This is a genomic window from Actinotalea subterranea (assembly GCF_008364845.1).
Taxonomy (GTDB): Bacteria; Actinomycetota; Actinomycetes; order Actinomycetales; family Cellulomonadaceae; genus Actinotalea; species Actinotalea subterranea.
This window is the reverse complement of record NZ_VTTP01000003.1, coordinates 152,591-166,123: the sequence shown is the minus strand read 5'-3', so window position 1 is coordinate 166,123 and position 13,533 is coordinate 152,591. Positions and strand designations below refer to the sequence as shown.

The 13,533-nt window shown below is 73.6% G+C and carries 13 protein-coding genes; 8 read left to right on the top strand and 5 right to left on the bottom strand.

All coding sequences use genetic code 11. The features are described 5' to 3' along the window. Nucleotides 1–279 precede the first annotated feature (279 nt). Nucleotides 280–1,911: a carbohydrate-binding domain-containing protein gene (locus tag FZ988_RS06630; protein WP_149203236.1), complete on the top strand. Its 1,632-nt coding sequence runs from the start codon at nt 280–282 to the stop codon at nt 1,909–1,911. Here FZ988_RS06630 and FZ988_RS06625 read toward each other — a convergent pair. Next, nucleotides 1,908–2,348, bottom strand: a complete 441-nt coding sequence (locus FZ988_RS06625) for a nitroreductase family deazaflavin-dependent oxidoreductase (RefSeq protein WP_149203235.1) — start codon at nt 2,346–2,348, stop codon at nt 1,908–1,910. The genes FZ988_RS06630 and FZ988_RS06625 overlap by 4 nt on opposite strands. A gap of 175 nt (nt 2,349–2,523) precedes the next feature. On the opposite strand from FZ988_RS06625, the gene FZ988_RS06620 reads away from it, so the two are divergent. Next, nucleotides 2,524–4,023: an amino acid permease gene (locus FZ988_RS06620; RefSeq protein WP_149203603.1), complete on the top strand. Its 1,500-nt coding sequence runs from the start codon at nt 2,524–2,526 to the stop codon at nt 4,021–4,023. Nucleotides 4,024–4,027: 4 nt separating this feature from the next. Here the strand turns inward: FZ988_RS06620 and FZ988_RS06615 are convergent, their stop codons facing one another. Both FZ988_RS06615 and FZ988_RS06610 read right to left on the bottom strand, forming a co-directional pair. Further along, entirely contained in the window at nt 4,028–4,651 is a 624-nt protein-coding gene (locus FZ988_RS06615) for an L-threonylcarbamoyladenylate synthase (RefSeq protein WP_149203234.1), read from the bottom strand. 9 nt (nt 4,652–4,660) lie between these two features. Next, nucleotides 4,661–5,116 (bottom strand): winged helix-turn-helix transcriptional regulator, encoded by a 456-nt coding sequence (locus tag FZ988_RS06610; protein ID WP_149203233.1) that lies wholly within the window; start codon nt 5,114–5,116, stop codon nt 4,661–4,663. Nucleotides 5,117–5,247: 131 nt separating this feature from the next. Here FZ988_RS06610 and FZ988_RS06605 point away from each other — a divergent pair, with 131 nt between their 5' ends. Next, on the top strand, nt 5,248–6,114 hold the full coding sequence (locus FZ988_RS06605) for an SDR family oxidoreductase (protein WP_149203232.1): 867 nt from the start codon (nt 5,248–5,250) through the stop codon (nt 6,112–6,114). A 156-nt stretch (nt 6,115–6,270) separates the two neighbouring features. Here the strand turns inward: FZ988_RS06605 and FZ988_RS06600 are convergent, their stop codons facing one another. Further along, on the bottom strand, nt 6,271–6,879 hold the full coding sequence (locus FZ988_RS06600) for a class I SAM-dependent methyltransferase (RefSeq protein ID WP_149203231.1): 609 nt from the start codon (nt 6,877–6,879) through the stop codon (nt 6,271–6,273). Nucleotides 6,880–7,249: 370 nt separating this feature from the next. Between FZ988_RS06600 and FZ988_RS06595 the strand changes: the two genes are divergently transcribed. Then, the gene (locus FZ988_RS06595; RefSeq protein WP_149203230.1) at nt 7,250–8,680 is read left to right on the top strand and encodes a dihydrolipoyl dehydrogenase family protein; all 1,431 of its coding nucleotides are present in this window, start codon (nt 7,250–7,252) and stop codon (nt 8,678–8,680) included. Between the two features lie 128 nt (nt 8,681–8,808). Here the strand turns inward: FZ988_RS06595 and FZ988_RS06590 are convergent, their stop codons facing one another. Continuing rightward, nucleotides 8,809–9,897 carry an ABC transporter ATP-binding protein gene (locus FZ988_RS06590; protein ID WP_342781157.1) on the bottom strand — a complete coding sequence of 363 codons (1,089 nt, stop codon included), beginning with the start codon at nt 9,895–9,897 and terminating at the stop codon, nt 8,809–8,811. Nucleotides 9,898–9,899: 2 nt separating this feature from the next. Between FZ988_RS06590 and FZ988_RS06585 the strand changes: the two genes are divergently transcribed. The 4 genes from FZ988_RS06585 (at nt 9,900) to FZ988_RS06570 (ending at nt 13,456) form a co-directional block, all read left to right on the top strand. After that, a complete protein-coding gene (locus FZ988_RS06585) occupies nt 9,900–10,589 on the top strand; it encodes an ABC transporter permease (RefSeq protein WP_149203229.1) in 690 nt (229 codons plus the stop codon). After that, a complete protein-coding gene (locus FZ988_RS06580; RefSeq protein ID WP_149203228.1) occupies nt 10,586–11,287 on the top strand; it encodes an ABC transporter permease in 702 nt (233 codons plus the stop codon). Before FZ988_RS06585 ends, FZ988_RS06580 begins: the two co-directional genes overlap by 4 nt. A 96-nt stretch (nt 11,288–11,383) precedes the next feature. Then, nucleotides 11,384–12,133 (top strand): phosphotransferase, encoded by a 750-nt coding sequence (locus tag FZ988_RS06575; RefSeq protein WP_149203227.1) that lies wholly within the window; start codon nt 11,384–11,386, stop codon nt 12,131–12,133. Nucleotides 12,134–12,448: 315 nt separating this feature from the next. Further along, the gene (locus tag FZ988_RS06570; protein ID WP_149203226.1) at nt 12,449–13,456 is read left to right on the top strand and encodes a glycine betaine ABC transporter substrate-binding protein; all 1,008 of its coding nucleotides are present in this window, start codon (nt 12,449–12,451) and stop codon (nt 13,454–13,456) included. Nucleotides 13,457–13,533: the final 77 nt, after the last annotated feature.

Genomic DNA, 13,533 nt, shown 5'->3' with positions numbered 1-13,533 from the left:
GGCCCCGTCGGCGCCACGCGCCCTGAGTGCCTGCACTCGCTGCCGGCCGGTGCGTCGGGCCTGGCCGCGGTCTGGCCGCCGACCCTGTACGCGCCTCGCCCCGCCCCCGGTGCCCCGGGCCGGCCTGTCGGAGCCCGCCGTCCGCACCTTCCCCCCGCCCTGACGCACAGCCGGCTCACAACGGGCACGTAGGGACCGTCCAGTGCGGCTGCGTAGACCTGTGCCCACGACCGAGCACCGGCCCACGGCCGGGCTGGACCCCGACGACCGGAGCGCCCGATGAGACGTCCACAGCCCTTCTCCCGACCCGCCCACCTCGCGGTGCCGCTGGCCCTCGCACTGCTGCTCACCGCGTGCGGCCAGACCAGCGCGGCGACCGGGACGACCACCACCACCGGCACGACCGACGCGACGTCCACGGCGAGCACGACGGCGGAGCACGCCGAGGACCACGACGACGCGGCCGACCACGAGTGGGACGAGGCGGACGAGGTCGCCATCACGCTCGAGGGCGACACGGCGTCGTCGAGCAGCAGCGCCGTCGTGATCGACGGCACGGACGTCGTCATCACCGCCCCGGGCACCTACCGGCTGAGCGGGACCCTCGAGGACGGTCAGGTGGCCGTGAGCTCTGCCGAGGACGGTATCGTCCGGCTCGTCCTCGACGGGGTCGACCTCACGAGCTCGACCACCTCACCGCTCGTCGTGACGGACGCCGACGAGGTGATGGTCGTGCTCGCGGACGGCACCACGAGCTCGCTCACGGACGCCGAGACGTACGTGTACCCGGATGCGGAGACCGACGAGCCCGACGCGGCGCTCTTCTCGACGGCGGACCTCACGATCGCAGGGACCGGCACCCTGGAGGTCGTCGGCCGCAGCGCCGACGGGATCGTCAGCAAGGACGGCCTCGTGATCGCCTCGGGCACCGTGACGGTGGACGCCGTCGACGACGGGATCCGCGGCAAGGACTACGTCGTGGTCGACGGCGGCGACGTGACCGTGACGGCGGGCGGCGACGCAGTGAAGTCCACCGACGAGGAGGACCCGACGGCGGGCTACGTCTCGGTCACCGGCGGGACGCTCGACCTCACGGCCGGGGTCGACGGCATCGACGCGTTCACCGACGTCGTCGTCTCGGGCGGCACCACGACGCTCGCGACGGGCGACGACGGCATCCACGCCGACGGCGACGTCCTGGTCTCGGGCGGCACGGTCACGGTGAGCGAGTCGTACGAGGGCCTGGAGGGCGCGACAGTCACGATCAGCGACGGCGTGATCGACCTCACGGCGAGCGACGACGGCATCAACGTCGCCGGTGGGAACGACAGCTCGGCCGCCGCCGGCCCGCAGGCCCAGGGCGGTGCGGCCGACGAGTTCGCGACGACGGGCGAGTACCACCTGACGATCACGGGCGGCACCGTCACGGTCGACTCGGGCGGTGACGGCCTCGACTCGAACGGGGACGCGACGCTCACGGGCGGCACGGTCGTGGTCAACGGTCCCACCGAGAGCATGAACGGGGCGATCGACGTGAACGGCACGTTCGAGGCCTCGGGCGTCACGCTCGTCGCGGCCGGCAGCGTCGGCATGGCGATGGCTCCCGCGGGCGCGCTCTCGCTGACCTTCGAGGCCGTCCAGGGCGCCGGGACGGTGGTGCACGTCGTGGACGGCGGCGGCGCGACCGTCCTCTCCTTCGAGTCCACCAAGCAGTTCCAGAGCCTCGTGGTCGTGACGCCGGAGGTGGTCGGGGGCGAGAGCTACGAGGTCTTCGGCGGAGGCACCGTCTCCGGGACCGTCGTCGGCGGCATCAGCCTCGACGGCGACCACGCCGGTGCGACGAGCCTGGGGACCGTCACCGCGAGCACCGAGGCGAGCGGCGGCGAGATGGGTGGTGGGGGTGGCCGCTAGTCCGTCGCCGGCGTGAGCAGGAAGAGCGGGATGAGGCGGGTCGTCTTCGTCTGGTAGGTCGCGTAGTCCGGCCAGACGGCGACGGCCCGCTCCCACCACACGGCCCGCTCGTCGCCGGACAGCTCGCGCACGTCGTAGTCCTTGCGCACGGCCCCGTCCTGGAGCTCGACCCGGGGGTGGGCGACGAGGTTGTGGTACCAGGTGGGGTGCGTGGGTGCCCCTCCCTTGGAGGCGACGACGACGTACTCGCCGTCGTGCTCGACGCGCATGAGCGGCGTCTTGCGCAGGTTCCCGCTCCGCGCGCCCACGGACGTCATGACGATGATGGGGACGCCCCGGAGGGTGTTGAACTCGGCGCCGCCGGACGCCTCGAAACCCTCGGCCTGGGTGCGGGCCCAGTCGGACGTGCTCGGTGCGTACTTCCCGGTCAGTGGCATGTCAGGCAGAACGACGCCGGACGCCGGGTCCATTCCCGGCGCGGTCGCCCCCGTTCTCGCCGTGACAAATGCCCGCACTGCGGAGCGTGCGCGACAGGGGAGTGGCGAACGGGCATCCTGGAGCGTTCGACGTCGCACCACCGCCGGTGCAGCACAGCGAGGGGACATCATGGCCATGCAGGGGATCTTCCGGCGCAAGCCGGTCGAGGACTCGCTCGAGGCGTCCCACGACCCGGACCGGTCGCTCAAGCGCGACCTGACGGCGTGGGACCTCGCCGTCATGGGCGTCGCCGTCGCCGTCGGGGCGGGCATCTTCTCGGTGGGCGCGACCGCTGCCGCGAACTACGCGGGGCCGGGCGTCATCCTGTCCTTCGTCATCGCGTCCGTCGTGTGCGCGCTCGCGATCATGTGCTACGCCGAGTTCGCCTCGACGCTGCCGGTCGCCGGCTCGGCCTTCACGTTCTCCTACGCGACGATGGGCGAGTTCGTCGCGTGGATCATCGGCTGGGACCTCATCCTCGAGATGCTCCTGGCCTCCGCGGTGATCGCGAAGTTCTGGGGCGTCTACCTCTCGGACGCCTTCGGGCTGTTCGGCGTGGACATCCCGACGACGATCCACGTCGGCGGCGTCGCGGTCGAGTGGGGACCGGTCGTCATCACGGCCGTGTTCACGACGCTCCTGGCGATCGGCACCAAGCTCAGCTCGCGCGTGAACAGCGTGTTCACGATCATCAAGGTCGGCATCACGCTCTTCGTGATCGTCGCGGGCTTCTTCTACGTCAAGGCGGAGAACTTCACGCCGTTCATCCCGCCGGCCGAGGCCGCGCCGGGCAAGACGGGCCTCGAGCAGCCGCTCTTCGCGTTCCTCACGGGCATGGAGCCGACGACGTACGGCGTCGTCGGCGTCCTGTCCGGTGCCGCGCTCGTGTTCTTCGCGTTCATCGGGTTCGACGTGGTCGCGACGACGGCGGAGGAGACCAAGGACCCGCAGCGCACCGTCCCCCGCGGGATCCTCGGCGGGCTCGCGCTCGTCACGGTGCTCTACATCCTCGTGACGATCGTGGTCACCGGCATGGTGTCCTACCAGGACCTCGCGGCCTCCGACAGCCCGTCGCTGACCACCGCGTTCGTGCTCGTCGGCGCCGACTGGGCCGGCCGCATCATCTCGCTCGGCATCCTCCTGGGCCTCACGTCCGTGCTCATGGTGCTGCTCCTGGGCCTCACGCGCGTCGTGTTCGCGATGAGCCGCGACGGCCTCCTGCCGCGCGGCGTCTCGCGCACCTCTCCGCGCTTCCACACGCCCGTCCGGCTCCAGGTCGCCACGGGCGTCGTCGTGGCGCTCATCGCGGGGCTCTCGAAGGTCGAGCTGCTCGAGGAGATGATCAACATCGGGACGCTCTCCGCGTTCGTGCTGGTCAGCTTCGGCATCCCCGTGCTGCGACGCATCCGCCCCGACCTGACGCGCGGGTTCCGGGTGCCCGGCAACCCCGTCGTGCCGATCATCGCGGGCGTGGCGTGCCTGTGGCTCATGCTCAACCTGACCACGCTCACGTGGGTGCGGTTCGGCGTCTGGCTGCTCGTGGGCGTCGTGATCTACTTCGGCTACTCCTACCGGCACAGCCTGCTCGGCAAGCGTCAGGCCGACGCCGCGGCGCTCGCGCGCGAGAGCGCGTAGTCCTCTACTCGAAGCGGCTGGGGTCGCCCGCGCCCACGCGGACGACCTCCGGGTAGCCCTCCGACCAGTCCACGACGGTCGTCGGCTCCGTACCGCAGTCGCCGGCGTCGACCACGGCGTCGATGACGTGGTCGAGCTCCTCCTTGACGGCCCAGCCCTCGGTGAGCGGCTCGTCGGCGTCGGGCAGCAGAAGGGTGCTCGTCAGGAGCGGCTCACCCAGCTCGCGGACCAGCGCCATCGCGACAGGGTGATCGGGGATGCGCACGCCGACGGTCTTCTTCTTGGGGTGCGCCAGGCGACGGGGCACCTCCTTGGTCGCGGGCAGGATGAACGTGTACGGGCCCGGCGTGGCCGCCTTGATGGCCCGGAACGCCGAGTTGTCGAGGTGCACGAACTGCCCGAGCTGCGCGAAGTCCGCGCACACGAGCGTGAAGTGGTGCCGGTCCCCGAGGTGCCGGATGCGCCGGATCCGGTCGGCGCCCGTGTGGCTGTCCATGCGCGCGCCGAACGCGTAGCAGGAGTCCGTGGGGTACGCGATGAGGGCGTCGTCGTCGCGGAGCATCGCTGTCACCTGGGCGATGGCACGCGGCTGCGGGTCGTGCGGGTGGACGTCGAAGTACCGGGCCATGAGCCGAGCCTAGGCCGGGACGTCCGCGTCCGCGGGGGCTGTCGGCGCCACGATCTCCTCGGCGTGGGCCGCGACCCACCCGACGAGCGGCAGCAGGTGGGCCACGAGCTCCCGTCCCCGCTCGCTCAGCGAGTAGTCGACGCGCGGCGGGATCGTCGGTGCGGCGGCGCGGTCCACGATGCCGTCCCGCTCGAGGGTCCGCAGGGTCTGGGCGAGCATCTTCTCGCTGATGCCCTCGACGACGCGGCGCAGCTCGCCCCAGCGCAGGCTCCCGTCGGACAGTGCGACGAGCACGAGGACACCCCACTTGCTCGTCACGTGGTCGAGCACGACGCGGCTGGGGCAGGCGGCGGGCAGGACACCGGCCGGAGCGAGCGCTTGAAGCGCCGTCGGGACGGCGACGCCGGGGGAGCTTGCCCCTCCTTGGACGGGGCGCACGCTCGTGACCTGCTGGCTTACCGGCATGTACGTACCTTACGTGAAAGTGGGTACCTCCCGGCGGGAAGGCTGTGCGCGCGGGGTCGGTTGTGCCGGGTGCGCGGCCGACGTCGCGCCGCCCAGGTCCGTCCGGGCGCCGCTCGCCCCAGGAGGAACCCATGCCCGTCGTCGTCACCGGAGCCACCGGACCGTTCGGCCGCCACGTCGTCGAGCACCTGCTCGCGTCCGGGACACCGGCGGCCGACGTCGTCGCCGCCGGCCGCCGCGTCGAACGCCTCGCGGACCTCGCCGAGCGCGGGGTCCGGACCGCCGCGATCGACTACGCCGACGTCGCAGGCATGACCGCGGCGTTCGCGGGGGCGGACACGCTCGTCCTCGTCTCGGGCAGCGAGGTGGGCCGGCGCGTCGAGCAGCACGGCGACGCGATCGACGCGGCCGTCGCCGCGGGAGTGCGCCGTGTCGTCTACACGAGCGCCTCGCACGCCGACACGTCCGCGCTCGTGCTCGCACCCGAGCACAAGGCCACCGAGGAGCTCATCCGGGCGTCGGGTCTCGCCTTCACCATCCTGCGCAACAACTGGTACACGGAGAACTACGCCGCGACGCTCGAGCAGGCGCGTGCGACAGGCGAGGTCGTCTCGAGCACCGGGGCCGGCCGGGTCGCCAGCGCGCCGCGCGCCGACTACGCCGAGGCGGCGGCCGTCGTCGCCCGCACGCCGGGGCACGACGGCGTGGCCTACGAGCTCGGCGGCGACGAGCCCTGGGACCACGCGGAGCTCGCGGCGACCATCGGCGACGTCATCGGTGCACCCGTGGTGTACCGCGAGGTCACGCCCGAGGAGCACCTCGCGGCCCTGCTGGCTGCCGGTCTCGACGAGGGCACGGCGGGCTTCGTCGTCGCGCTCGACGGCAACATCCGCGACGGCCTGCTCGCCGGTGGGTCGCACGACCTGTCGACGCTCCTGGGGCGCCCGACGACACCCCTCGCGGACGCGCTGCGCACCCTTGCGGGCGACGCGGCCTGAGACCCGGTGCGGGCCGCGCCGTCACCGGCGGCGCGGCCCACGGCTGCCTGGCTGACGGTGCCGGGCGGCGGGGCTCGCGGCTGCCTGGGCCGACGGTGCCGGCCGGTGGGGCGACGCGAGCCCGTCACGCCGGGCGGGGCGACGCGAGCCCGTCGGTCAGGCTGTGCGGCTCAGCACCGCGACGAGGAAGTCGGAGGTCGCCTCGAAGGGGCGCAGGTCCCACGTCGCGAACGCCGCGTCCCGGCGCAGGCCCGCCGCCTCGGCGTCGGCGAAGAAGGCGTCGAACGCGTAGCCGCGCCCCGCCCCGAAGCCGACGACGACGCGCCCCGTCGGCGCGAGGTGGCCCGCCAGCCGGCGGAGCACCTCGACCTCCGTGCCGGGCGCGACGAACGTCAGCACGTTGCCGGCGCACACGGCGACGTCGAACGGCTCGGCGATCCCCTGCGCCGGGAGGTCGAGCTCGGCGAGGTCCCCCACGAGCCATCGGCCGCCCGGGTGGTCCGCGCGGGCTGCGTCGACGAGCACAGGGTCCACGTCGACGCCCACGACCGTGTGGCCCAGGCGCGCGAGCTCACCGCCCACGCGGCCCGGGCCGCAGCCGGCGTCGAGCACGCGTGCGGCCCGCGGGACCATCGCGTCGACGAGCCGCGCCTCGCCCGCCAGGTCGGCGCCCTCGGCGCGCATCCGGCGAAACCGCTCCACGTACCAGTGCGAGTGGTTCGGGTCGGACGCGGCCTTGGCCTCCCAGCGGGTCTGTCGGCGCATGCCCCGACGCTACGCGGGCCCGACGGCGCGTGCGAACCTCCGTGTCCGGCTCGGCACCGCTTCGGCTCGGCACTGCCTCGGGTCAGCACTGCGGTCGACCGGGTCGGCCGTCGTAGGCCGGGGTCGTGCGGGGTGCGCGTGCTTCTGCGTCCGCGGGAGTCGCTGGGTGCGGGTCGGTCGTCGTGCCGAGGGGCAGGCGGGTGCCGGTTGGTCGTCGTGCGCGGGGCTCGTCGTCGTGCGGGGCGCGATGGTGGACCGGCCTCGCCAGGTGCGGGTGCGACAGGGTAGGACTGGCCCCGAGGCCCGACCGCGTGGCGCCCGACGGCGCCGCGCCCGGGCGTGCTGCACGCGACGGCAGACGGGAGCGGTGATGCAGGAGCACGACGTGATCGTGATCGGGATGGGGCCTGGGGGCGAGGACGTCGCGGGGCGGCTCGCGCAGAGCGGCCTGGACGTCCTGGCGGTCGAGGCGGACCTCGTCGGCGGGGAGTGCCCGTACTGGGCCTGCGTCCCCACGAAGATGATGGTGCGCGCGGCCGGTGCGCTCGCGGAGGCCCGGCGCGTCGCCGAGCTCGCGGGGACGGTGGGCGAGGTCCGGCCCGACTGGTCCGTCGTCGCGCGCCGCATCCGCGAGGAGGCCACCGACACCTGGGACGACACGGTCGCGGCCGAGCGCTTCACGGGCAAGGGCGGGACACTCGTGCGGGGCCACGGCCGGCTCGTGGAGCACGACGTGGTCGAGGTCGGTAGCGAGCGCTTCCGGGCACGCCGGGGCGTCGTCGTCGCGACCGGGAGCCGGGCGTTCGTCCCGCCGCTCGAGGGGCTCGACACCGTGGAGTACTGGACCAACCACGAGGCCGTCGAGGCCGAGGTGCTCCCGGAGTCGATGGTCGTGCTCGGCGGGGGACCGGTGGGGTGCGAGCTCGCCCAGGTCTTTGCGCGGTTCGGCACGCGGGTCACGGTGCTCGAGGCGTCGGCACACCTGCTCTCGCTCGAGGAGCCCGAGTCCGGGGAGCTCGCCGCGCAGGCGCTGCGGGCCGACGGCGTCGACGTGCGGACCGGGGTGCGTGCGGTGCGGGTCGAGCGGGCCGGGGGCGGCGAGCAGCCGGGTCCCGACGACGGGGCAGGTGGCGGCGCGTCGTCGGCCGGACGCGCGCCGGGCGGCGTCGTCGTGGTGCTCGACTCGGGTGAGCGGGTCGAGGCTGAGCGGCTCCTGGTGGCCACGGGCCGGCGCGTCGACCTGGCGGCGGTCGGGCTCGACGTCGTCGGCGTCGACACCGGCGGGCGATCCGCGCCGGTCGACGGGCGGTGCCGCGTCGCCGACGGGGTCTGGGCGGTCGGCGACGTCACGGGCGCGGGGCCGTTCACGCACGTCGCGATGTACCAGTCGGCGATCGTGGTGCGCGACATCCTGGGCGAGGCGGGACCGGAGGCCGAGTACCGGGCGTTGCCGCGCGTGACGTTCACGGCCCCGGAGATCGGGGCGGTCGGGCTCACGGAGCGTGCGGCGCGGGAGCAGTACGACGACGTGCGGGTGGCGACCGTGGCTGTCGCCGACACGTCACGTGGCTGGATCGAGAAGGTCGGGAACGAGGGTTTCATCAAGCTCGTGGCCGACGGCGCGACGGGCACCCTCGTGGGTGCGACGTCGGCCGGCCCGATGGGTGGCGAGGTGCTCGGTGCGCTCGTCGTCGCCGTGCACGCCCGCGTGCCCGTCGCGACCCTGGAGTCGATGATCTACGCCTACCCGACGTTCCACCGCGGCATCGAGGCGGCGCTGCACGAGCTCGGGCTCGACTGACGGCGCGGACCAGCGGGCGACGTCGCTGCCCGCCTGAGGCTCCGGCGTCCCCGAGGACCTGGCGGCCGGGCGCCTGAGCTCCGCTCGCGGGCGGGCCGGGCGCCTGAGCGCCGCTCGCGGGCGGGTCGCTACTCGCGCTGGTCGACGACGTCGGCCGGGTAGTCGATGCTGAGCAGCCGGTGGCGGCTCAGCGCGCCGACGGCCCGGCCGCCGTCGGTCACGCGTGCGACGTCGGCGTTGGTCGTCAGGAGCACCGCGAGCGCGTCGTACAGCGACGCGCCCAGGGCGATCGTCGGCAGGCCCGCCGCGTCCTCGACCGTCGCGAGCGGGGCCAGGAGGTCCCTCGTCACCGGGGTGACGACGAGGCGCCGGATCGCGCGGTCCCCGCCGACGAACTCGCGCACGAACGGCGAGCTGGGTTCGCCGAGCACGGTGCGCGGGTCCGCGTACTGCTCGAGCCGGCCGCCCTGGGACAGGATCGCGATGCGGTCGCCGAGCCGCACGGCCTCGTCGAGGTCGTGAGTGACGAGCACGATCGTCTTGCGGACGTCGGCCTGGAGGCGCAGGAACTCATCCTGGAGCCGCGCCCGGGCGATCGGGTCGACCGCGGAGAACGGCTCGTCCATGAGCAGCACGACGGGGTCGGCGGCGAGGGCGCGGGCGACGCCGACGCGCTGGCGCTGCCCGCCGGAGAGCTCGTTGGGGTAGCGCGGGCCGTACCGGGCCGGGTCGAGGCCCACGAGCTCGAGGAGCTCCTCGGTGCGCTCGCGGATGCGCGCCGTCGGCCACCCGAGCAGCCGGGGGACCGTCCCGACGTTGGTGGCGATGGTCTGGTGCGGGAACAGGCCGACGTTCTGGATGACGTAGCCCATGCGCCGGCGCAGCTGGACCGGGTCCGCGGTCGTCACGTCCTCGTCGTCGAGCAGGATGCGGCCCGACGTCGGCTCCACGAGCCGGTTGATCATCCGCAGGACAGTGGACTTGCCGCACCCCGACGGCCCGATGAGCACGACGAGCTCACCCGCCGGGACGTGCAGGCTCAGGTCCTCGACGGCGACGGTGCCGCCGGCGTAGTCCTTGCGGATCTGCTCGAGCGTGATCGAGGCCGCCGACCCGGTGGAGGCCGTCGCCGGGCCCCCGGCCGGGGGTGAGCCGGTCCGCGGGGCAGCGGGCTCGTCGGGAAGGTCGCCCTGTCGCAGGGCCGGGGTAGCGTCCACGTATGTCCTCGCCTCTGGCCTACGTCGCGGATCCTGGGAACCCGTGGTTCTCCGCGCAGTACCTGCGGGACAACTCCGGGACGGTGCTGAACGCGCTGCGCGAGCATGCGGAACTGACCGGCCAGTCGGTGCTGATCGCCGCCGCCGTGGCCATCCCGCTGGCGGTCGCCGCGTACTGGTTCCGGCGCCTCACAGGGCCGATCCTCGCAGTGACGGGTGTGCTGTACACGGTGCCCTCGCTCGCTCTCTTCGCGTTCGTGGCACCGTACCTGGGGACGGGGACACGCACCGTGGTGCTCGGTCTCGTGCTGTACGCGCTGCTCCTGATCATCCGCAACACGCTCGCGGGCCTCACCCAGGTGCCCGCCGAGGTGCGGGACGCCGCTGAGGGCATGGGCTATGGCAGGTTCGGCCGCCTGCTGCGCATCGACCTCCCGCTGGCCCTGCCCGGGATCCTCACGGGGCTGCGGCTCGCGACGGTCTCGACCGTCGCCCTGACCACCGTCGGCGTGCTGGTGGGGCACGGTGGGCTCGGGCAGCTCATCCTCGGGGGCTTCCGCAACAACTTCTACAAGGCGGAGATCCTCACCGGGACCGTCCTGTGCGTGCTGCTCGCGCTGGTCCTGGACCTGGCGATCGCCGGCGTCGGTCGCCTGCTCACCCCGTGGGCCGCGCGGCGGGTGGCCGCATGAACCCGCTCGAGCAGGCGTTCGCGTGGGTCAACGACCCGCTCAACTGGACCAACCCCGGCGGCATCCTGGACCGGCTCGGCGAGCACCTCGTCATCTCGGTCGCGGCCGTCGCGATCGGGTGCCTCGTCGCGTGGCCCCTGGGGCTGTGGCTCGGCCACGCGCGGCGCGGCGGCGGGCTCGTCGTCGTGCTGTCCAACATCTCGCTCGCAATCCCGGTCATCGCGCTGCTCACCATCCTGCCCCTGACGTTCCTGGGGTTCGGGCGCGCACCCGTGATCGTCGCGCTCGCGGTGTTCGCCGTGCCGCCGCTCCTCGCCACCGCCCACACCGGGGTGCTCCAGGCGGACCCCGAGGCGCGCGACGCCGCCCTCGGCATGGGTCTCTCCTCGGGCCAGGTGCTGCGCCGCGTCGAGCTGCCGCTCGCGGTGCCCTACCTGGCCGCGGGCTTCCGCACCGCGGCGGTGCAGGTGGTCGCCACGGCGGCGCTCGCCTCGTTCGTCAACGGGGGAGGGCTCGGCCAGATCATCAGCGCGGGGTTCGGGCTCGGCATGGCCGTCGGGGGCGGGCAGATCCTCGCCGGCGGTGTGCTCGTCGCGCTCCTCGCGCTGCTCGCCGACCTGCTCCTCGCGGCCGGTGAGCGGGCCGTCACGCCGCGACCCCTGCGTCGGGCCCGACGTGGTCAGGCGGGCCGCGCGTGACGCGACGGGTGCCGGCGCGCCGGGGGTAGGGACGGGTAGTCCTGACGGGCGCTGCTCGCTCCGGACGGGTCGACCTGAGGCCACTAGCGTCGGACCGTGAGTGATCAGGACCACGAGACCCGGCTGCCGGGCGGAGGCATGGACGGTGCCGTGCGGTCAGGCGAGACCGTGCGCCGTGCCCCCGGACCCTGGACGCCCACGATCCAGCGCCTGCTGCGACACCTGCACGCGCAGGGCGTCCGGACGACCCCGCGCCCGCTGGGGACCGACGAGCAGGGGCGTGACGTCACGGAGTACGTCCCCGGCGAGGTCCCGACGTACCCCATGCCCTCGTGGGTGTTCAGCGACGAGGTGCTGGCCGAGTCGGTGGCGCTGCTACGGAGCGTGCACGACGCGTCCGTGTCGTTTGACAGGGCCGAGTCCGTGTGGCGGCTGGAGCCGCGCGAGCCCGCCGAGGTGGTGTGCCACAACGACGCGGCCCCGTACAACATGGTCTTCCGGGACCGTCGCCTCGTCGCCCTGATCGACTGGGACACGGCCGCTCCGGGCCCGCGTTCATGGGACCTCGCGTACCTGGCGTACCGGCTCGTCCCCCTGGGCCCGGCCGCAGCCGACAGCGGACCCGTTCCCGACCGGGAGCGTCGCCGCCGCCTGGAGCTCCTGTGCCGCGCCTACGGTGACATCGGCCCGGCCGACCTGCTCGGCACCGTCGTCGAGCGGCTCACGGAGCTCGCGCGGTTCACGCGGGCACGCGCGGACGGGGACGCTGAGCTCCTGCGGCACGTCGACCTGTATCTCCGCGACGCGGACTGGGTCGTGGAGCACGCTCCGGGACTCGTCGACTGAGCGCCCTGCGTGTACGTCGACACCCCCGTGACGTGGCGGGCGCCGCCGACGCGCGTGACGTCGGGCCGGGTGCCCGGGGCAGCCGCGCCGATCGGCTCGCCGGGCCTGCGCGTGCCCGTGTCAGTGGTCCGTGATGCAGTAGTGCCGACGGGGCGAAGGTGACGATTCGGTCACGGAACGCCCGTCGGGCATGAGAAAGGGATGGTGGCGCGCACCCGTGCGTGTTGGCATCGACGGAGCGGGTGGCGGTGACGTCGCCCGCCGGACACGCGGCCGGTCATCAGGATCGCGCCGGGACACGAAAGGCGGGATGCAGTGCGCGCACATGCTCGACTGGCGGCGGGAGCCGCCGGCCTGCTGGCCCTGACAGGCTTCCTCACCGCCTGCGGCGAGGCCGGCTCCTCGGGCGCTGAGGCTCCCGAGACCTCGACCGAGGGCGGGGCCGCGGGCTGCGTCCCCGTCGCAGGCGACCAGCTCGTGGTCCTCGAGGACGACCAGCTGCTCCAGAACACGGACAACGTGATCCCGGCCATCAACGCCGAGGCCGCTAACCCCGACCTCGTCGCGGCGCTCGACGCGGTCTCCGACAGCCTCGACACGGCCGCGCTCATCGACCTCAACAAGGCCGTCGACATCGACCGCAAGACGCCGGTCGTCGCCGCCGAGGAGTACGCCGAGGCCAACGACCTGACGGCGACCATCACCGCGACCCAGAGCGGGCCCCTCACCGTCGGGGCGGCCAACTTCAGCGAGAACCAGACCCTCGCCGAGCTCTACAAGATCGCCCTCACGGCCGTCGGGTACGACGTGACGGTGCAGCAGATCGGCAACCGCGAGCTCTACGAGCCCGCGCTCGAGAAGGGTGAGGTCCAGGTCGTCCCCGAGTACGCGGCGACCATGGCCGACTTCCTCAACGGCAAGGTCAACGGCGCGGACGCGGAAGCCGTGTCGTCCTCGGACCTCGGCGAGACGGTCGGTGCCCTCCAGCAGCTCGGTGACCAGGTGGGCATCGTCTTCGGCGCCCCGTCCCAGGCCCAGGACCAGAACGCCTTCGCGGTCACCCAGGAGTTCGCCGACACGTACGGCGTCAGCACCCTGACCGAGCTCGCCGAGAAGTGCTCCGGTGAGGGCACAGTCCTCGGCGGTCCGCCGGAGTGCCCGGAGCGGCCCAAGTGCCAGGCCGGGCTCGAGGACGTCTACGGCTTCGAGGCGGGCTCCTTCAGCTCGCTCGACGCGGGCGGCCCGCAGACCAAGTCGGCCCTGACAAGCGGCGCGATCAGCGTCGGCCTCGTCTTCTCCTCGGACGCCGCGCTCGGCGGCTGAGCCCGACCGGCTCTAGGTCGCGGCTGAGTACCTCACGACCGTTCGGCGGCCGCCCATCCGGGGCCTCGCTCGGCACC

Coding starts and splice junctions, on each gene's coding strand:
- FZ988_RS06605 (WP_149203232.1), top strand. CDS start 5,248: ATGCCCGTCGTCGTCACCGGAGCCACCGGACCGTTCGGCCGCCACGTC.
- FZ988_RS06615 (WP_149203234.1), bottom strand. CDS start 4,651: ATGGCCCGGTACTTCGACGTCCACCCGCACGACCCGCAGCCGCGTGCC.
- FZ988_RS06600 (WP_149203231.1), bottom strand. CDS start 6,879: ATGCGCCGACAGACCCGCTGGGAGGCCAAGGCCGCGTCCGACCCGAAC.
- FZ988_RS06620 (WP_149203603.1), top strand. CDS start 2,524: ATGCAGGGGATCTTCCGGCGCAAGCCGGTCGAGGACTCGCTCGAGGCG.
- FZ988_RS06610 (WP_149203233.1), bottom strand. CDS start 5,116: ATGCCGGTAAGCCAGCAGGTCACGAGCGTGCGCCCCGTCCAAGGAGGG.
- FZ988_RS06630 (WP_149203236.1), top strand. CDS start 280: ATGAGACGTCCACAGCCCTTCTCCCGACCCGCCCACCTCGCGGTGCCG.
- FZ988_RS06580 (WP_149203228.1), top strand. CDS start 10,586: ATGAACCCGCTCGAGCAGGCGTTCGCGTGGGTCAACGACCCGCTCAAC.
- FZ988_RS06585 (WP_149203229.1), top strand. CDS start 9,900: ATGTCCTCGCCTCTGGCCTACGTCGCGGATCCTGGGAACCCGTGGTTC.
- FZ988_RS06625 (WP_149203235.1), bottom strand. CDS start 2,348: ATGCCACTGACCGGGAAGTACGCACCGAGCACGTCCGACTGGGCCCGC.
- FZ988_RS06595 (WP_149203230.1), top strand. CDS start 7,250: ATGCAGGAGCACGACGTGATCGTGATCGGGATGGGGCCTGGGGGCGAG.